This window comes from Neorhizobium sp. DAR64862/K0K3 (assembly GCF_050500185.1).
Lineage (GTDB): Bacteria > Pseudomonadota > Alphaproteobacteria > Rhizobiales > Rhizobiaceae > Neorhizobium > Neorhizobium soli.
Map to the genome: position 1 here is coordinate 2,809,903 of NZ_CP191449.1, position 18,565 is coordinate 2,828,467.

The window sequence follows — 18,565 nt, forward strand, 5'->3', positions numbered from 1 at the left end:
AACGACGCCGCAATGGAGAGGGACATGATCCGCAAATTCGCTTTCAGCGCCGCACTGGCGCTTCTCGCCGCATCGACGACATTAACGGCAGCGCGCGCCGACACGAAGCCGGCCGCCGTGCTCAAGCATTATTCCGAGCTGGCGCATGCCAAGTTCGAGGATTCGCTGATATCAGCGCAAAGCCTCGAAAAGGCCATCGACGGGCTGATTGCAAGCCCAAGCGAGGAAACGCTGAAGGCGGCGAAAGCAGCCTGGATCGCGGCGCGTGTTCCCTACCAGCAGACCGAAGTCTATCGCTTCGGCAATTCTGCCGTTGACGACTGGGAAGGCAAGGTCAACGCCTGGCCGCTGGATGAAGGCCTGATCGATTACGTCGACCCCTCCTATGGCACCGAAAGCGACGAGAACGCGCTCTATACGGCCAACATCATTGCCAACCCCAAGATCAAGGTGAACGGCAAGACGCTCGACACGACCAAGATCACCACGAAGACCCTTCGCATCCTGCATGAGGCCGGCGAGATCGAGGCGAATGTGGCGACCGGGTACCATGCGATCGAGTTTCTGCTGTGGGGCCAAGATACCAATGGCACCGGGCCTGGCGCCGGTACGCGCTCCTATACGGATTACAGCAAGACCGAATGCACCAACGGCAATTGCGACCGTCGCGCCGCCTACCTGAAAGCGGCAACCGCATTGCTGGTTGCCGATCTGAAGGACATGGTTGTGGCGTGGGGCCCCAAGGGCAAGGCTACCAGGACTGTCGAGGCCAATGGCAAGAAGGGTCTGAGCGCCATCCTGACCGGCATGGGCTCGCTTTCCTATGGCGAGCTTGCCGGCGAACGGATGAAGCTCGGCCTGCTGCTGCATGATCCGGAAGAAGAGCATGACTGCTTCTCCGACAACACCTATGCCTCGCACCTGAACGACGCGATCGGCATCAAGTCGGCCTATACGGGAGAATATACCCGCATCGACGGCACCAAGATGACCGGTGCTTCGCTTTCGGACCTCGTCTTGGCCAAGGACAAGGCGCTGGACAACGAGATGAAGGGCAAGCTGGACGCGACGCTTGCGGCCATGAACGCGATGGCCGACCGTGCCCAGAAGGTCGAGGCCTATGACCAGATGATCGGCGAGAACAATGCCGACGGCAATGCGGTGGTCCAGAAGGCGATCGATGGGCTGATCGACCAGACCAAGACGATCGAGCGCGTCGTTGCGTCGCTCGATCTCGGCAAGGTGGATCTCGAAGGCTCCGACAGCCTGGACAATCCGGAAGCCGTATTTCAGTAAGCCGCTGAAGCGGTTGCCAAGCGATTGCGATGAAACACTTCACCTCATTCACCCCTCCCCGAACGCGGGAGGGGCATAACCACTCCCCAGGTTGTCGCCAGCACCCGCTGGACGACGGGCTTGCTTGCGGCTGCCTTCTTCCTTCCGGGAAAAGCAGCGGATATCTGTTTCGGCTGGTTTTGCCGCTGCTTTCCGGCGCTCTGTTTCTGATCCCCATCGTCGCCACCGGCGGCGACAGCCTTTTTCCGACGTCGCGCACCGATCTCAACCCGAAAGACCAGAAGCGGGTGGAGAGCGTGACGCGTGCCACGACGGACTTCTCCAAGCCGGAGCAGTTCGAGCTGATGGCCGGCGGCGGGGCAACCACCAAGGCAAGCGTCAACGGGAATATCTTCTCGCATTTTTCTGCCAACATCACGTTCGAGGAAGAGCAGGAGTTCAAGCTCGGCAATGCGCTGTTCACGAAGCTCTGGGTGTCTTCTCCCTCGTCGACGCAGGCTTCCGACGGGTTGGGTCCGCTGTTCAATGCGCGGGCCTGCCAGAGCTGTCACCTGAAGGATGGTCGCGGGCATCCGCCGGAAGGTGGCGCCGACGCGACCTCGATGTTCCTGCGGCTGGCCCGCCCGGCCCGGACCGACGAAGAACGCGCGGTGATCGCCGATTATCGCAAGCTCAACTTTCCGGATGCGGTCTATGGCGAGCAGTTGCAGGATCTCGCCGTGCCCGGGCTGCAGGCCGAAGGCAGACTGCAGATTGCCTATCAGGACCTGCCGGTGAAACTTGCCGATGGCGAGGTGGTTACTCTGCGCAAGCCCAGCTATTCGGTTGCAGACCTGGGATTTGGCCCGATGGAGGGCGACGTTACGCTTTCGCCGCGTGTCGCCCCGCCCATGATCGGCATGGGTCTCATCCAGGCGATCCACGAGGCCGACCTGCTTGCCAACGCCGACCCCGACGACACCGATGGCGATGGTATTTCCGGAAAGGCCGCGCTGGTGCGCGACCACAAGAGCGGTGAGCTGAAGATCGGTCGTTTCGGCTTCAAGGCGCAGAACGCTTCCATCCGCGACCAGAGCTCATCGGCCTTCGTCGGCGATATAGGCATTTCGACGCCGGACGATCCGTTCGATCACGGCGACTGCCGGAAGGCGCAAAGCGACTGTCTGGCCATGCCGACCGGTGTACAGCCGCGGCTCGGTCCGGTGGAAGCGCCTGATCCGGTGCTGCCGCTCGTCACGTTCTATTCGGAAAACCTTGCCGTGCCTGCCCGACGCGATATCGGCGATGCCGGCGTGCTGAAGGGCAAGCAGCTGTTTTATCAGGCAGGCTGTGCTTCCTGCCACATGCCGAAATTCGTGACCAGCCGCGATGCGGGAAACAAGGCGCATGCGTTCCAGCTGATCTGGCCCTATTCCGACTTCCTGCTGCACGACATGGGCGAAGGTCTTGCCGATGGGCAGCAGGTGGGTGTGGCGAACGGGCAGGAATGGCGCACCCAGCCGCTCTGGGGTATCGGCTTGACGCAGACCGTCAATGGGCACACGTTCTTCCTGCATGACGGGCGGGCGCGAAACCTGACCGAGGCAATTCTCTGGCATGGCGGCGAGGCACAGAAGGCACGTGATGCCTTTGCATCGCTTTCCAAGACTGATCGCGCTTCTCTTCTCACCTTCCTGGAGTCACTCTGATGCGCATGATCTTCGCGGCCGGCCTGGCTCTGATGCTGTCCACAGCGGCGCAGGCACAGGATGCCGACAGCGTGCCGGCAGTCGAGCTTCCGGCAGCAGCCGTCACAAAAGTGATGACCGCGGCCGTCAACGGCTTTATCCGGCCGGGCTATGATGCGTTCGAGACGTCTGCACAGGATATGGCCGACAAGAGTGCTGCGCTCTGCAAGGCGCCTTCGGTCGCCAATCTCAACGTCGTCAAGACTGCATTCCGCGCGCTCGTCGTCAGCTGGGGGTCGATCGAGATCGTTCGCACCGGACCGATCATCGAGCAGAACCGGTTCGAGCGGATTTTGTTTTATCCTGACCGCAAGAGCACCGGGCTGAAACAGGTGCAGGCTGTGCTTGCCAAGAAAGACGAGACAGCGACCGACCCTGCGACGCTGGCTTCAAAAAGTGTTGCCACTCAGGGCCTCGGCGCACTCGAATATCTGCTTTACGGCACCAATGCCGATAGCGATCTTCTAGAGGCCGAGAATGCGTTTCGCTGCCGTTATGCAGCCGCGGCCGCGCAGAATATCGCCAATGTCGCCAAGGACGTCGCCGGGATCTGGGACGCGCCGGATGGCATCGCCAAGACCTGGGAACAGCCGGGACCCGACAACCCGGCCTTTCGCACCGGAGGCGAGGCGATAACTGCGTTGCTCGGTATTCTGGTCCATGGCGCGGAGGCCGTGCGCGACCAGCGGATCGAGACATTCTACAAGGGAGCCGGCAAGGCGACGTTCCCAAAACAGGCACTGTTCTGGCGGTCGCAGAACACTTGGGACAGCCTGCACGGCAATCTCGACGGATTGTCGAAACTGCTTGCCACGTCGGGCATGGTCGAGCTGTTGCAGGAAAAGGACCAGCCGGTCGTCGCGGCAACACAGGCCAGATTGCAGTCCATGATCGCCACGGCCCGCACCGTCATGCCCAATATCGAATTGGCGGTTGAAAACCCCGGTGAACAGGCAAAGCTTCAATCGCTTCTCGACGGCGGCAAGGACGTGATCGCCAAGCTGAACGACGGTTATGGCGGCGCGATCGGGCTTTCCTCCGGCTTCTCGTTTGCAGACGGCGACTAGGCCATGAGCTGGCGCGGCGAAACGATCGATCGACGCGGTTTCCTGAAGGCGGCAGGCGTCGCCTTTACCGCAGCCCTTCAACCGGGCGCGCTGATGGCGCTGGAACGGGCTGACGCGGTCTATGCCTCCGGTTTTCGTGCACCCGATGGGTCATTCGGCATTGCGACCGTGTCGGAGCGCGGCGAGATCATCGACCGTGTTCCCCTGCCCGCGCGGGCGCATGGCATGGCCTTCAGTGCTGCGACCGGTCGAACCGTCGCCTTTGCCAGACGGCCCGGCACGTTCGCCATGGTGTTCGATGCGGCACGCCGGGCAGAGCCTGTCATGATCACCGCGCCGGAGGGGCGACATTTCTACGGGCACGGGCATTTTTCGCCCGACGGCACCAGGCTCTACGCGAGCGAGAACGATTTCGACGGCAATCGCGGCATGATCGGGGTCTATGATGGAAGCGACGGCTTCCGGCGCATCGGCGAATTCGATGCCCATGGTGTCGGGACCCACGACATGACCGTCTCCGACGACGGATCGATGCTGGTCATCGCCAATGGGGGTATCGAGACGCATCCGGATTTCGGCCGCACCAAGCTCAATCTCGATCGTATGGAGCCATCGCTGGTGCTGCTGGATGCACGATCCGGCGCGCTGATCCAGAAACACCTGGTGCCGCCGTCGCTATCCCAGCTTTCCACCCGGCATCTGGATATTGCCGACAGTGGCCGGATCTGGTTCGCCTGCCAGTGGGAAGGTGCGCGCAACGCATTGCCACCGCTTGCCGGCTGGTTTTCGAAGGGCGAGGACATCGCATTCCTCGACCTGCCCGAACAGACCACCGTCCGGCTCGGCAATTATGTGGGCGCAATTGCCGTCAACCGTCGCGAGGGGCTTGTCGGCCTGACATCGCCGGTGGGCGGTGCGGCGGTGACGCTGGATGCAAGGACGGGTGAGGTGCTGAGGGAAGAGACGGTGCGGGACGCTGCAGGGGTGGCCCCGGCCGCGCACGGCATCGCGGTCTCGACCTATGACGGGCGTTTCAACGAGACCAAAAGCCGGATAGCCTGGGATCAGCATATCGTTCGCATCGGATGATCTTTCCGGCCGCTCCAACCGCTCTATCTGAGGGCTCATGCGCAAACCTATCGTCTACGGTCTCTTCATCATCGCGTCGGTCGCCGTCGGCGTGATCAGCGGCGTCAGCAACATTCCCGGCGAATGGTACCAACAGCTGAACAAGCCGTTCTTCAATCCGCCGAACTGGATCTTCGGACCGGTCTGGACGGTTCTCTATGGCATGATCGGCGCAGCGCTTGCCTCGACATGGTACGACCAGAACAACACTCGAAGGCTGGTCGTGTTTGCGGTGCAGGCCGTGTTGAACCTTCTCTGGTCTCCGGCCTTCTTCGGGATGCAGAACCCGGCTCTGGGTCTTGCCATCATCGTGCCGATGCTGGCCTTTATCCTACTTTTCATCGCCATGAGCTGGCGGCCCAACCGCACGGCGGCGCTGCTATTCGTGCCCTACGCGCTGTGGGTCGCGTTTGCGACGATGCTCAACCTCTCGATCGTCATGCTCAACTGACGAGCCGAGACCAAACCGGCTTGCCGATACCGGCCCGGCATGGCACCTTGCCTCGATCAAAGGGGCCGGCATGAGCATTCTCGAAACAGGCGATTTTCGCGAGCGTATTCGCCAGAGTTTTGACCGGCAGGGCGCGATGGCAATGCTTGATGCGGCTCTGACCCGGGTCGAGCAGGCGATGATCGAGATCGAGCTGCCCTATAGCGAGAAGCTCACGCAACAGCATGGTTTCCTGCATGCCGGCGTGATTTCGGCGGCACTCGACACGGCCTGCACCTATGCCGCCTACACGACGATTGCGCCTGACGCTTCGATCCTGACCATCGAGTTCAAGGTGAACCTGTTGTCGCCGGGACGTGGAGAGCGTTTTCTGTTTCGCGGCGAAATCACCAAGCCCGGGTCAACGATCATCGTCGCGGACGGGCGCGGTTATGCGATCAGTGACGGGCCGGCAAAACTCATTGCGTCCATGACCGCATCGATGATGGTCATCCGCGGCAGGCAGGATATCGTCGGATGAATTTCGAACTTAAATCGGTCGCGGGCAAAAAGGTCATGTTCGTCATGGCCGTCGACGCCGAATATGGTCCGCATCTCAAAAACCGGATCAAGCCGCTGATGACCGGCGTCGGCCCGGTGGAGGCGGCGGCCGTCTTGTCGCGCGCGCTGACACGGCTGGAGGCGGAAAGCCGGTTGCCGGATCTGGTCGTCTCACTCGGGTCCGCCGGCTCGCGCAGTCTCGAGCAGACGGAAGTCTATCAGGTATCCTCCGTTGCCTATCGCGACATGGACGCCTCCCCGCTCGGTTTCGAAAAGGGACGCACACCGTTTCTCGATCACCCGGCGATCGTTCCGCTGACGCTTCGCATCCCCGGCATCGCGGAAGCGTCGCTTTCGACGGGCGGCAACATCGTTTCGGGAGCAGCCTATGATCTCGTGGCCGCCGACATGGTGGACATGGAGACCTTTGCGGTGCTGCGATGCTGTCAGCTTTTTGGTCTTCCGCTGGTCGGTCTGCGGGGCATTTCCGACGGCAAGGCGGAGCTGAAGCATGTCGACAACTGGACGGAATATCTCCATGTTATTGACGAGAAGCTTGCCGCGGTCATCGACCGGCTTGAAAACGCCCTCGAAAGCGGCGATTTGGCGCTCTGACGCAGTTGCACAAAAGCCAGTTTTTCTCTAAAGGCTCGCCATGACCCAGACAACGCCCTTGGTAGCTCATCCCGACAGCATTCTCATCATCGATTTCGGCAGCCAGGTGACGCAGCTGATTGCGCGCCGCGTGCGCGAAGCGGGTGTGTATTGCGAGATCCACCCGTTTCAGAGTGCCGCGGACGCCTTCGACAGGATGGCGCCGAAGGGCGTGATCTTTTCCGGCGGCCCGGCATCGGTCACGACAGAGGGAAGTCCGCGCGCACCGCAGGCGGTGTTCGACAGCGGCGTTCCGATCCTTGGCATCTGCTACGGCCAGCAGACGCTGGCAACCCAGCTCGGCGGCGTCGTCGAGGGTGGCCATGCTGCGGAATTCGGTCGCGCCGACGTCGAGATCAAGAAATCCAGCCCGCTGTTTGATGGGTTTTGGGAACAGGGCGGCCGCTATCCGGTCTGGATGAGCCACGGCGACCGCGTGACGCAGTTGCCCGATGGCTTCGAAGTTATCGCCACATCCGAAAACGCACCGTTCGCGATCGCTGCCGACGAGAGCCGTCGCTATTATACGACGATGTTCCATCCGGAAGTGGTTCACACGCCTGATGGCGCCAAGCTCTTGTCCAATTTCGTGCACAAGATCGTCGGCCTGAAATCCGACTGGACCATGGCTGCCTACAAGGCCGAGATGATCCGCAAGATCCAGGAGCAGGTAGGCACCGAGCGCGTCATCTGCGGCCTGTCCGGCGGCGTCGATTCATCCGTTGCAGCCATTCTGATCCATGAGGCAATCGGCGACCAGCTGACCTGCATCTATGTCGACCACGGCCTGATGCGCCAGGGCGAGACCGAACAGGTCGTCGGCATGTTCCGCGACGCCTATAACATCCCGCTCGTGGCCGTGGATGCATCCGACCTCTTCCTGACGCAGCTGGCCGGCGTTTCCGACCCCGAGGTCAAGCGCAAGACGATCGGCCGTCTGTTCATCGAGGTTTTCGAAGCGGAAGCCGCCAAGATCGCCTCCGACGGCAAGGGCGCTCCACGCTTCCTCGCGCAGGGCACGCTCTATCCTGACGTCATCGAGAGCGTTTCGTTCTCCGGCGGCCCTTCGGTCACCATCAAGAGCCACCACAATGTTGGCGGCCTTCCAGAGCGCATGAACATGCAGCTGGTGGAGCCGCTGCGCGAACTGTTCAAGGACGAGGTGCGCGCGCTGGGTCGTGAACTCGGCCTGCCGGAAAGCTTTATCGGCCGCCACCCGTTCCCGGGTCCAGGCCTTGCCATCCGCTGCCCCGGTGCGATTACCCGCGAAAAGCTTGATATCCTGCGCAAGGCGGATGCAATCTATCTCGACGAAATCCGCAAGGCCGGTCTCTACGACACGATCTGGCAGGCATTCGCCGTGCTTCTGCCGGTGCAGACCGTCGGCGTGATGGGCGACTACCGCACCTACGACTTCGTCTGTGCGCTGCGCGCCGTGACCTCGGTCGACGGCATGACGGCGGACTTCTACCCCTACGACATGAACTTCCTTGGCCGTGCGGCAACCCGCATCATCAACGAAGTGCGCGGCATCAACCGCGTCGTCTACGACGTGACGAGCAAGCCGCCCGGCACGATCGAGTGGGAATAGGCCTTTAGTGACCGGCCGCATCACGCAGCGGCCTGTCACCTCCCAATCCCTTCCCGGATATCCCTATGCTCCGCAGCCTCTATGACTGGACGATGGCGCTCAGCGCCCGCAAGTCCGCAAGCGTGTGGCTTGCGGTCATCGCCTTCGTCGAAAGCTCTGTCTTCCTGGTGCCGGCGGATGTGCTGTTTCTGCCCATGGCGCTTGCCAGGCCCGAGCGCGCCTGGCGCTACGCCCTGATCGCCACGACGTTTTCCGTCCTCGGTGGCATTGCCGGTTGGTGGATCGGGTTTTTCGCTTTCGATGCGATCGCCGTGCCGATCCTCGAATTCTGGGGCAAGCTCGATACGTTCAACGAGCTGAAATCCGGCATCACCTTTGAGACGATCCTGCTGATGCTGGTCACATCAGGCTTCGCGCATCTGCCACCGATCAAGGTGGTCACGATCCTGTCCGGTGCCGTGCATGTCAATATCTGGCTGTTCATCGCGGCGGCCGTGGTGACCCGCGGAGCCCGCTTCTTTCTCCTCGCATGGCTCCTGCGTCGGCACGGCGAGAGCATCCGGCATTTCATCGAGAAGCGGCTCGGCAAGATAGCACTGATCGGCGCCGTCGTGCTGATCGCCATCTATTGCGCCTACAAGATGCTGATGAGCTGAGTTGGCGCGACGCCGGCTGCGGGTACGCTATCAGGCAGCCTGTGCACGCCTGATCTAGTATCATTATTTCTGCGGGGAAGTTTTTGGCTTGACCGCCTATCGGCTTGCGAAACAAGCCATGCAGTGAGCGGGATGGTGGCCTGCTGTGGCTGAAGGTCTCAGCCGGGTCATGTCATCAGCGCTCGTGGTGTGGCGAAGGACTACGCCACACAGGTCCGGCAGGAACTTTCCCGCCGGGCGGTCTTTGGAAGTATGATTAGCGAACCTTGCGGAAAGCCTGGGGATCGATGCCGAGTATCTCGAGATCACGGGCGTGAGGACGACGGTTGTTCTCGACAGCAGCGGATGCGGAGACGGCAGCGCCGAGCAGTGCAAATGCACGACCGAATGCGCCAACGCGGTTCTTGATAGATGCAGACATTTGATCTCTCCTTGTGATGTTCCTAAAATAGGCTGCACATTGTGCCTATACAATCGACAAGCTCACAGAGGAGGCATGCGTCATTCACATAGCGCAGACCTTCCAGCATCCATGGCTTGCCTAAACTGTCACGTGGTTGCTATCGATCGTCATCAACCGAAGAGGTTCTCATGGTGATCACCATCTATGGCATCAAGAACTGCGACACGATGAAGAAGGCCCGCGCCTGGCTGGATGAGAAGGGCGTTGCCTACACCTTCCACGACTACAAGGCGCTCGGTATCGACCCCGACCATCTTAACGACTGGACGGGGCGCGCCGGGTGGGAACAGGTGCTGAACCGTGCAGGCACCACGTTCAAGAAGCTGCCCGAGACCGACAAGCTGGATCTCGACCGGGAAAAGGCGATCGCGCTGATGGCGGCTCAGCCGTCGATGATCAAGCGGCCGATACTGGAAGCGGATGGAAAATTGGTCGTCGGCTTCAAACCGGAAAACTACGCCGCGACATTCACCGAGACCTGAATTTCATGTCCAAGGCGACCCGCGCAACCGAAGTCCTCGAGAAGGCCGGCGTGAGCTTCACGACGGTTACCTATGACTATGATCCGAACGCCGAACGCATCGGGCTTCAGGCAGCCGACGCGATCGGCGAAAATCCTTGCCGGGTCCTGAAGACGTTGATGGCGGAGGTGGACGGCAAGGCGGTCTGTGTTGTCATCCCATCCGATAGAGAAGTCTCGATGAAGAAGCTTGCCGCGGCCTTCGGCGGCAAGTCTGCGGCCATGATGAAGCCGGCTGATGCCGAACGGATAACCGGTTATCGTGTCGGCGGCATCAGCCCGTTCGGACAGAGGAAGCTCGTCCCGACGGCCATAGAAGCGACGGCTCTCGAACAGGTCTACGTTTTCATCAATGGTGGCCAGCGAGGGCTTCAGGTTCGTCTTGCCCCAAAAGACGCACAATCGGCATTGAAAGCGATAGCGGCGGCCCTTGTTGCGTGAAGCGAGGGGACTATGATCGTGACCGATCGACTTCAAATTCACCTCAGTTACCCTAAGTCGTGTCAGCAGATATTCCAAGAACAGAGGCCATTATGACAATCGTGCCGAATTTCCAGACCGCCATCGATCCGCAGAAACTCGAAAAGCTTGCCGAAGTGGCGGTCAAGGTTGGCCTTGGGCTCGCGAAGAACCAGGATCTCGTCATCACGGCGCCGATTGCGGCCCTGCCGCTGGTGCGGTTCCTGACCCGCCACGCCTACAAGGCCGGTGCGGGTCTCGTCACCACGTTCTATTCCGACGAGGAGGCGACGCTTGCGCGCTACGAGTTCGCACCCGATGCGAGTTTCGACAAGGCCTCGGACTGGCTCTACGAAGGTATGGCGAAGGCCTATGCCAATGGTGCGGCGCGTCTGGCGATCTCCGGCGACAACCCGATGATGCTGGCCGACCAGGATCCCACCAAGGTGGCACGGGCGAACAAGGCCAATTCGATGGCCTACAAGCCGGCGCTAGAAAAGATCGCCAATTTCGACATCAACTGGAACATCATTTCCTATCCCAACCCGGCATGGGCGCGGCAGGTGTTTCCGGACGTGCCGGAAGACGTGGCGGTGCGCAAGCTGGCCGACGCGATCTTTGCCGCCTCCCGCGTCGATCTCGACGACCCCGTCGCTGCCTGGGCATCGCACAACGCAAACCTCAAGAAGCGCTCCACCTGGCTGAACGGCGAACGCTTTTCGGCGCTTCACTTCACCGGCCCCGGCACGGACCTGACGGTTGGCCTGGCTGATGGCCATGAATGGCATGGCGGTGCGTCCGTCGCGAAAAACGGCATCACCTGCAATCCGAACATTCCGACCGAGGAAGTGTTCACGACTCCGCACGCGCTGAAGGTGGAAGGCTATGTTTCCAGCACCAAGCCACTGTCGCATCAGGGCACGTTGATCGACGATATCAGGGTGAAGTTCGAGGGCGGCCGCATCGTCGAGGCAAATGCTGCCAAGGGCGGGGAAGTGCTGAGCCGGGTTCTGGACACGGATGCTGGTGCCCGCCGGCTGGGCGAAGTGGCACTGGTGCCGCATTCCTCGCCGATTTCGGCAAGCGGCATCCTGTTCTACAACACGCTGTTTGACGAAAACGCGTCCTGCCACATCGCGCTTGGCCAGTGCTATTCGAAGTGCTTCCTCGACGGCGCTTCGCTGACACCGGAGCAGATCAGGACGCAAGGCGGAAATTCGAGCCTCATCCACATCGACTGGATGATCGGTTCCGACAAGGTGGATATCGACGGTATCAGGGCCGACGGCTCCAAGGTGCCCGTCATGCGCGCCGGCGAATGGGCCTGACGCACGAGACGCGAGGCCCGGATTTGCCGGGCCTTTGCCACTATCAACGGTAATAGACGACCTTGCCGCCGTTGGCAGCGGTTTCCACCGACAGGACGTTGTGGATGGCAATGCCGCGGGCTTCGAGCGAGCGCATCAGGCTGCTATCGGCACTGACTTCCGCCTGGGCCCGGCGCATGATCAGATCGTTGCCGGAGCCCGACCACTCGGAAAACCCATCCTTGCGGCTGGTGAGCGAACCGGACTGGATGGCGATGACGTTGTCGTCATAGGCCTTGCCGAAGATGATCTCCGATGCCCTCGTCTGGCCGGCCAGTGCCGGCGTGCCGAAAGCTGCCGCCGAGAGGATCAGCAACGAGGTCGCGAATGCTTTTTTCATGGCCATGGTCTCCGTTTGCAACTGCCGAGGAAACGCAGCTTGCAACGCCGTGTTCCAGAGAGGTCTCTTCGTGGAGAAGATAGGAAGTCTTGGCGGGGATTTGAATGGGCTGCCGCCCAAGGGTTAGAACAGCGTGCCCTGCTTGGCAGGCTGGTCGGCACCTTCCGGTTTCGGCAGCTTCTTTTTCGGCTGAGACGGCCGTGCGGCAGATGACGGATCTTCGGTTGGTGCCTCGCCGCCCGTGACGGCTGAGATACGACCGTCGGCAAATTCCACGGAAATCGCCCTTCCCTCGCCGATGCCAGCGGCCCGTGTCAGGGGGTGGTTGTTCTCATCTCGAATGACCGCAAAACCGCGTTGCAGGACGTTCTTGTAGGAGAGCGACTGCAGGACGCGATCCTGCGCCGAGATGGCCGAACGGCTGCGCGCGAGCGTGTGCGACATAGCGGTATCGGCATGGCGCCCGAACGATACGAGATGTTGACGCTCGCGCTGGATCTGGCCGAGCAGCCGCGCGGGCAGCGACTTCAGCGACGCTTCGAAACGCGACAGACGCCCGCGTTCGCTCAACGCTCTTCTCTCCAGGCAACGATCGGCCCGTAGCAGCCGGTCGTTCAAAGCCTGGCGTTGTTGCTGGAGCCTGCCCGTCAGGAGATCGAGGCGCAGACCGGACGAGACACGCTCGAACGCGCGGCGCTTGACGACCGTCGTGCGCTCCAGCCCGCGGCCGAGGCCAGCCGCGGCTTCATCGAACCTTCGGCGCGGAAGTGCCAGCAGCTGGTCGAGCGACGGAAGCGCGCGGACGAGCGCCCGCAGCGACTGTTTGCGGTGGTCCATCTGGCGCGCTGCGCAGCCCCGCAGCCGGGCGGCCAGGCTGGCGAGCTGAGCTTCGAGATCCGCCTTCACGGGAACAGCCATTTCGGCGGCGCCTGTCGGCGTCGGTGCGCGAACATCGGCGGCGTGATCGAGGAGCGTCCAGTCGGTCTCGTGGCCCACGGCCGAGATCAGCGGTATCCGGCTTTCGGCTGCAGCGCGCACGACGATCTCGTCGTTGAAGCTCCAGAGATCTTCCAGACTGCCGCCACCGCGGCCGACGATCAGCACATCTGGTCTTCGGATGGCGTCACCTGGCCCGAGCGCGTTGAACCCGCGGATGGCAGCGGCGACTTCCTCGCCGGACCCCTCGCCCTGAACCTTGACGGGCCATAGGACCACATGGACGGGAAAGCGATCGGAAATGCGGTGCAGGATATCGCGGATGACGGCGCCGGTTGGCGAGGTCACCACGCCGATGACACGCGGCAGATAAGGCAGGGGCTGCTTGCGGTCCTGATCGAACAGGCCTTCGGCACCGAGCTTGCGGCGGCGCTCCTCAAGCAGCGCCATGAGCGCGCCGGCGCCTGCCGGCTCGAGGTTTTCGATGACGATCTGATATTTCGACGAGCCTGGAAATGTGGTGATCTTGCCGGTCGCGATCACTTCCATGCCTTCTTCCGGCCGGAACCGCAGGCGCGAGAAGGTGCCCTTCCAGATGACCGCATCAATGCGCGAGCGGTCGTCCTTCAGCGAGAAATAGGCATGACCGGAAGAGTGCGGACCGCGATAACCGGAAATCTCTCCCCTCACCCGCACATGATCGAACGCATTTTCCATCGTGCGCTTGATCGAGCCGGAAAGCTCCGACACGGAAAATTCGGTGAGGTTCGTCGGCGATTCTTGGGCGATAGGGCTCGTCATGCCCTTTGTTCTAACCGAAGGCTGCGCCGATTTCATCCGTCTTTCCGGATCATCCGACGCTTAATCTCGCCCTAGTCTCTCACGACCCGGTAGATTATGAACCCATCCAGCGGACCGGTGGCCACAGGCTGCAGGTATGGCGGGACGTCACTCCGGGCGAGCGCGGCATAGAGGCCGTCTGGTTTCATGGCGATCAGACGCTCGGTCTGCGGATCGCTCTTGCAGAAGGTGAGAGCCGTGACACCGGCACCATCGATAAAGGCCTTGGCTTCATCAGGTTGCGCGAGGCCGATATGCAGTTCGGTCAGCATGCCGCCCTGATTGCGATGATAGGGCGCGGACAATGCACGATGTCGCGTGAAGCGAATGATCTCCGCGCCGCTGTTGGAGGGAGAAGCGATAACGCCGACCGGAAGGGCATTCAGCGCGGACCATGTCTGCGGCCCGCCGCATTCTCCTTCTTCACCTGCGTTATCGGTGGAGAGGATATTGAGGTCGACGGAGCCGACGCCCTCTTTGATGAGAATGCCGGCCACGCCCCAGACGACCGGGACGGAAGCAAGGACCGTGACGATATAGGCTGCAGCAAGGGATGGATTGTTGCGGTCCGCATTGGCACGGACGCGGATATCGGCAATCAGCAGAGACAGCGGCAGGATGCTGAGGAGGTTGGAGAAGATCGTTCCGCGCACCTGAATGGCCGCGACAGCGAAGGAAACGAGGAGCAGAACGAGAAGCACGACGTGGGTTTCGACCTTGCTGCGGCACGCGATGCGGGCAAGGCAGACGAGGATGGCGAAAAGGCCCACGGCATAGAAGCCGCCGACGAGTTCGGGCGTGTCGCGCATTTCAGCCACGATCGAGCGTGCCTCGGATACGCCGTTCAGCCAGAGTTCGACAAGCAGCGGATCAAGGTTTGCCAGCGGATTGCCGAGGCATTCCGGCGCAATTGCGCGGGCTGCGGCAAGAAGGGCGACGCCGGCGACCGCCAGCATGCCGAAACGCAGCAACCGTTTATCGGGCAAGGGCAGGCTTGCCAGAATGAACAGGCCGGCGCCACCGATTGCCGTCAGCGAATAAAAGCCGAAGGAAAGATTATCGCAGGTGACGACCGCATAGCGATAGGGCGGCACGGTGGCGAAAAAGGCGGCGGAGATCGCAAGCGTGAGGCAGAGGCCGAACGCTTTGGCGGCCCCGGCGAACGACCTGCCGTGCCAGGCCCAGTGCAGCACGACGCAGATGCAGGCGGCAGCGACGAAAGGGACCGTTTCGGCACCGACGGCGATCGCCAGCGCCGCCGCAATGCCGGCGACGGCATAGCTTGACCGGCTATACTGCGGATCGACCAGCATGGCTGTGACCCACATGGCAAGCGCCAGTTGGACGTTATGGTGATCGAGCGCGCCCGGCTGGAACTTGATGTTGGTGAAGACGAAGATCGCGCCGATGCCGATCGCCAGATGCATGGTGACCACGCCGCCGATGCGGCGGCCGGCAAGGCCGAGCGGGACGAACAGGAGGAGCGAGACGAGAAGCGGCCAGACCGTCGCCGCGACACCTTCGGCCAGCGGCATCGCCATGAATAGCGAGAGGAATTTGATCGTTGCTGCAATCGGCAAATCGACCAGTCGCGACCAGTGCATGAGCGTGCCATCGGCAAGACCGAGCCGGTACTGCATCATGTCGAACCAGCCCTGACCGCCGAGGAGATCGCGGACTTCAACCAGCCGCATGATGTCGTCGTTGTCGGCACCGATCAGATCGGTGGCGGTGGGCAGCTTGATGACCAGTGCCATGATCGAGATTGCAAGCCAGTAGATCATCACCACGGGCGCAAGCCTCGACGATATCGCACCGCGCCCGCTAACGACCTGCATGTCTTCCCCACCTCCGACCATGATTTCCGGGGCTTTCACATTTTCGCCCCGAAATATTCCAGCCCGAAACCTAGCCTTAACCTTCCCAAGAAATAGTAAAGCGATGAAGCGGCGTGTGCCGTCTGCGGTCTTCTTTGTATCGAGTGAAAACCATGACCGATGCCCTGACGGGTGATCTGAAGATCGCCGTTCTTCTGCCCTGCTACAACGAAGCATCGACGATCGAAGCGGTGGTAAATGGCTTCCGGCAGGCCCTGCCGGATGCGCACATCTACGTCTACGACAACAATTCGACCGACGGCACCGCGCTGAAAGCAATGCTGGCCGGCGCCGAGGTGATGCGCGAACGGCGCCAGGGCAAAGGCCATGTGGTGCGCCGCATGTTTGCCGATATCGACGCCGACATCTATCTGATGGCGGATGGTGACGGCACCTATTCTCCAAAAGACGCGGAAGAGCTGATCCGCACGCTACTGACCGAGCGCGCCGACATGGTTGTCGGCACCCGCCGCGGCGTTCATGCGGATGCCGGACGCCAGGGCCATGCGACCGGCAATCGGCTGTTCAACATTCTCTACCGGACGATCTTCGGACGCGACTTCACCGATATCTTTTCCGGTTACCGCGCCTTCTCGCGTCGCTTCGTCAAAAGCTTTCCGGCCGTATCAGGCGGGTTCGAGATCGAGACGGAAATGTCGGTGCATGCATCGCGTCTGAAACTGCCGATATGCGAGATTGAGCTGGATTACGGACGGCGTCCGGAAGGATCGCATTCCAAGCTTTCGACCTTCCGCGATGGCGCGAAGATACTCTGGATGTTTGCAATGCTGATGAAGGAAACACGGCCCTTCGCATTCTTCGGCACGATCAGCGCTGCCTTCATGGCGGCAAGCCTCGCCTTCATGGCGCCGGTGCTGGTCGAGTATTTCGAGACGGGCCTGGTCGAGCGGATGCCGACCTGGGTCTTCTCGCTGGTGCTGATGCTGATCTCGTTTCTGGTGTTCACGGCCGGGCTCATCCTCGATTCCCTATCGCGGGCACGGTCCGAGCAGTTGCGCATCCACTATATGAGCATGCCGCAACGCGTCCATGCACCCATCCATCTGCAGAAATCTGCTGGTGGCCGCCGCAAGACTGCCAAGGACGCCAAGAGCGCCGCATGAAGCGACTTTTCTGGTTCCTGGCCGCGGGCGGCTGCGGCTTCGTTATCGATGCTGGACTGACGTATTTTCTCATCGCGGTTGCCGGGTTCGGTCCGTTTGCGGCCCGTATCCCTGCGATCATGGCCGCGATGAGCTTTACCTGGCTGATCAACCGCAGCCGCACGTTCGAGCCATCGCCGCACTCGCTTGCGCAGGAGGGTTTTCGATACTGGGCCGTGGGCATCACCTCGGCCTGTATCAATTATGCCGTCTATTCCCTGCTGATGTGGCGGGCGCCGTTCCTGCAGCCGATTGCGGCGATCGTGTTCGCCTCGGCTGCAGCAACGGCCTACAGCTATTTCGGGTATTCCCGCTTCGTCTTCCGCCACAAGAACTAGGTCAGACCGTCTCCCAGCCGTCGGTCTCTCCGGCGCGGTAGATCGCATCGATGAAGCGCTGGTTGAGAAGCGAGTTCTCGAGCGTCACGATGTCCGCCGCCTCGCCCATGGCTGCCTTGGCAAAGGCTTCTGCCTGCCGGCGATACTGGCGGCTGTCGGGGAAACGGAAGATCTGCGAGACGTTGTGCTTCTGGTTGGTGAGTTCGATCTCTTCGGCGCCCCAGCGATCCGCATTGAACGGAGACTTGACCTCGATCGTGCCCTCTGTGCCGTGGAACACCATGAGCTGGCGACCCGCCATCTGGGTCGAGATGTAGAAGCTCATTTCAAATGTCTCGAACGCCGCCTTGACGCTTGCATAGATATCCGTGCCGAAGTCCGGATCGCGCACTACCGTGGCCTGGACGCGTAGAGGTTCTAGGCCGGTCGCAAAGCGCGTCGCAATGGTCGGGTAGACGCCGATATCCGGCAGCGCGCCGCCGCCGAGTTCCGGGATGTTGCGCATGTTATCCGGATCGCGGTTGAAATAGCTGAAGGCGCCCTGGACATGCTTGAGGTCGCCGATCGCGCCCTCCTTCAGAAGGTCGCGCACTTTGTGCCAGACGGGCGCATAGGTGACCATGAAGGCTTCGGAAATCAGGACGCTGTTGTCATCCCTTGCCGCGATCAGTCGCTCGATCTCGCTCGCCTTCAGCGCGATCGGCTTTTCGCAGAGAACATGCTTGCCGGCCTCGGCCGCCTTGATCGACCATTCCACATGCTGGCTGGTCGGCAGTGGGATATAGACGGCATCGATCGTGTCCGACGCCAGCATCTCGTCATAGGAACCGAACGCATGCGGCACGCCGAACCGGTCCGCAAATGCGCGCGCCTTGGCAATGTCACGGCTGGCAACGGCGCTGACCACGCAGTTTTCGGCGTCTAGCAGTGCGGGAACGACAGCGTCCCGTCCGATTTTCGCCGTCGACAGGATTCCAAAACGCAACATAGCAGTGCCTCCACACATTCACAGACAGTCATTGGGAGGCTAACCTAGGGCCGCTTGGTCGGGCGGGCAACTGTCGTTGTTGGCAGTGCTGAAACCTTGTGCCCGCTTGTCGGTTTGACAGTCGATCCAATCAGCATAGTTTCATCCTTCACCACTATCGCTTC

19 protein-coding genes are annotated in these 18,565 nt (G+C 61.4%); 14 read left to right on the forward strand and 5 right to left on the reverse strand.

Going from position 1 to position 18,565, the window contains the following annotated elements; translation table 11 throughout:
• Nucleotides 1-24: 24 nt before the first annotated feature.
• The 9 genes from ACQY1L_RS13620 to ACQY1L_RS13660 all read left to right on the forward strand — a co-directional run bounded on the left by ACQY1L_RS13620 (nucleotide 25) and on the right by ACQY1L_RS13660 (nucleotide 9,110).
• Nucleotides 25-1,296, forward strand: a complete 1,272-nt coding sequence (locus ACQY1L_RS13620) for an imelysin family protein (RefSeq protein WP_430241220.1) — start codon at nucleotides 25-27, stop codon at nucleotides 1,294-1,296.
• Nucleotides 1,297-1,496: 200 nt separating this feature from the next.
• Nucleotides 1,497-2,984 carry a di-heme oxidoredictase family protein gene (locus ACQY1L_RS13625; RefSeq protein WP_430243965.1) on the forward strand — a complete coding sequence of 496 codons (1,488 nt, stop codon included), beginning with the start codon at nucleotides 1,497-1,499 and terminating at the stop codon, nucleotides 2,982-2,984.
• Complete coding sequence (locus tag ACQY1L_RS13630) at nucleotides 2,984-4,090, forward strand: imelysin family protein (protein WP_430241222.1); 1,107 nt, start codon at nucleotides 2,984-2,986, stop codon at nucleotides 4,088-4,090. Before ACQY1L_RS13625 ends, ACQY1L_RS13630 begins: the two co-directional genes overlap by 1 nt.
• Nucleotides 4,091-4,093: 3 nt before the next feature.
• Nucleotides 4,094-5,179: a DUF1513 domain-containing protein gene (locus tag ACQY1L_RS13635; RefSeq protein ID WP_430241224.1), complete on the forward strand. Its 1,086-nt coding sequence runs from the start codon at nucleotides 4,094-4,096 to the stop codon at nucleotides 5,177-5,179.
• 37 nt (nucleotides 5,180-5,216) lie between these two features.
• Nucleotides 5,217-5,669, forward strand: coding sequence for a TspO/MBR family protein (locus ACQY1L_RS13640; protein WP_430241226.1), 453 nt, complete (start codon nucleotides 5,217-5,219; stop codon nucleotides 5,667-5,669).
• A 70-nt stretch (nucleotides 5,670-5,739) separates the two neighbouring features.
• A complete protein-coding gene (locus tag ACQY1L_RS13645; protein ID WP_430241228.1) occupies nucleotides 5,740-6,189 on the forward strand; it encodes a PaaI family thioesterase in 450 nt (149 codons plus the stop codon).
• Entirely contained in the window at nucleotides 6,186-6,824 is a 639-nt protein-coding gene (locus ACQY1L_RS13650; protein WP_430241230.1) for a 5'-methylthioadenosine/S-adenosylhomocysteine nucleosidase, read from the forward strand. Before ACQY1L_RS13645 ends, ACQY1L_RS13650 begins: the two co-directional genes overlap by 4 nt.
• A 40-nt stretch (nucleotides 6,825-6,864) precedes the next feature.
• Nucleotides 6,865-8,454, forward strand: a complete 1,590-nt coding sequence (guaA, locus tag ACQY1L_RS13655) for a glutamine-hydrolyzing GMP synthase (RefSeq protein ID WP_430241232.1) — start codon at nucleotides 6,865-6,867, stop codon at nucleotides 8,452-8,454.
• A gap of 65 nt (nucleotides 8,455-8,519) precedes the next feature.
• Nucleotides 8,520-9,110, forward strand: coding sequence for a YqaA family protein (locus ACQY1L_RS13660; RefSeq protein ID WP_430241234.1), 591 nt, complete (start codon nucleotides 8,520-8,522; stop codon nucleotides 9,108-9,110).
• A 256-nt stretch (nucleotides 9,111-9,366) separates the two neighbouring features.
• On the opposite strand, the gene ACQY1L_RS13665 is transcribed toward ACQY1L_RS13660, so the two are convergent.
• A complete protein-coding gene (locus ACQY1L_RS13665) occupies nucleotides 9,367-9,531 on the reverse strand; it encodes a hypothetical protein (protein WP_430241236.1) in 165 nt (54 codons plus the stop codon).
• Nucleotides 9,532-9,701: 170 nt separating this feature from the next.
• Between ACQY1L_RS13665 and ACQY1L_RS13670 the strand changes: the two genes are divergently transcribed.
• From ACQY1L_RS13670 to ACQY1L_RS13680, 3 genes are all read left to right on the forward strand, one after another.
• Nucleotides 9,702-10,055, forward strand: coding sequence for an ArsC family reductase (locus tag ACQY1L_RS13670; RefSeq protein ID WP_430241238.1), 354 nt, complete (start codon nucleotides 9,702-9,704; stop codon nucleotides 10,053-10,055).
• Between the two features lie 5 nt (nucleotides 10,056-10,060).
• On the forward strand, nucleotides 10,061-10,534 hold the full coding sequence (ybaK, locus tag ACQY1L_RS13675; protein WP_430241240.1) for a Cys-tRNA(Pro) deacylase: 474 nt from the start codon (nucleotides 10,061-10,063) through the stop codon (nucleotides 10,532-10,534).
• Between the two features lie 92 nt (nucleotides 10,535-10,626).
• Nucleotides 10,627-11,880 (forward strand): aminopeptidase, encoded by a 1,254-nt coding sequence (locus ACQY1L_RS13680; RefSeq protein ID WP_174195472.1) that lies wholly within the window; start codon nucleotides 10,627-10,629, stop codon nucleotides 11,878-11,880.
• Nucleotides 11,881-11,923: 43 nt separating this feature from the next.
• Here ACQY1L_RS13680 and ACQY1L_RS13685 read toward each other — a convergent pair whose 3' ends face one another.
• The 3 genes from ACQY1L_RS13685 to ACQY1L_RS13695 form a co-directional block, all read right to left on the reverse strand.
• Complete coding sequence (locus ACQY1L_RS13685) at nucleotides 11,924-12,259, reverse strand: hypothetical protein (RefSeq protein ID WP_113109354.1); 336 nt, start codon at nucleotides 12,257-12,259, stop codon at nucleotides 11,924-11,926.
• Between the two features lie 123 nt (nucleotides 12,260-12,382).
• Nucleotides 12,383-13,996, reverse strand: a complete 1,614-nt coding sequence (gene xseA / locus ACQY1L_RS13690; protein WP_430241243.1) for an exodeoxyribonuclease VII large subunit — start codon at nucleotides 13,994-13,996, stop codon at nucleotides 12,383-12,385.
• 71 nt (nucleotides 13,997-14,067) lie between these two features.
• A complete protein-coding gene (locus ACQY1L_RS13695; RefSeq protein ID WP_430241245.1) occupies nucleotides 14,068-15,873 on the reverse strand; it encodes a hypothetical protein in 1,806 nt (601 codons plus the stop codon).
• Between the two features lie 152 nt (nucleotides 15,874-16,025).
• Here ACQY1L_RS13695 and ACQY1L_RS13700 point away from each other — a divergent pair, with 152 nt between their 5' ends.
• Both ACQY1L_RS13700 and ACQY1L_RS13705 read left to right on the forward strand, forming a co-directional pair.
• Nucleotides 16,026-17,036 (forward strand): glycosyltransferase, encoded by a 1,011-nt coding sequence (locus ACQY1L_RS13700; protein ID WP_430241247.1) that lies wholly within the window; start codon nucleotides 16,026-16,028, stop codon nucleotides 17,034-17,036.
• Nucleotides 17,033-17,413 (forward strand): GtrA family protein, encoded by a 381-nt coding sequence (locus ACQY1L_RS13705; RefSeq protein ID WP_430241249.1) that lies wholly within the window; start codon nucleotides 17,033-17,035, stop codon nucleotides 17,411-17,413. The genes ACQY1L_RS13700 and ACQY1L_RS13705 overlap by 4 nt, the downstream gene beginning before the upstream one ends.
• A gap of 1 nt (nucleotide 17,414) precedes the next feature.
• Here ACQY1L_RS13705 and ACQY1L_RS13710 read toward each other — a convergent pair whose 3' ends face one another.
• Nucleotides 17,415-18,401, reverse strand: a complete 987-nt coding sequence (locus ACQY1L_RS13710) for a Gfo/Idh/MocA family protein (protein WP_430241251.1) — start codon at nucleotides 18,399-18,401, stop codon at nucleotides 17,415-17,417.
• Nucleotides 18,402-18,565: the final 164 nt, after the last annotated feature.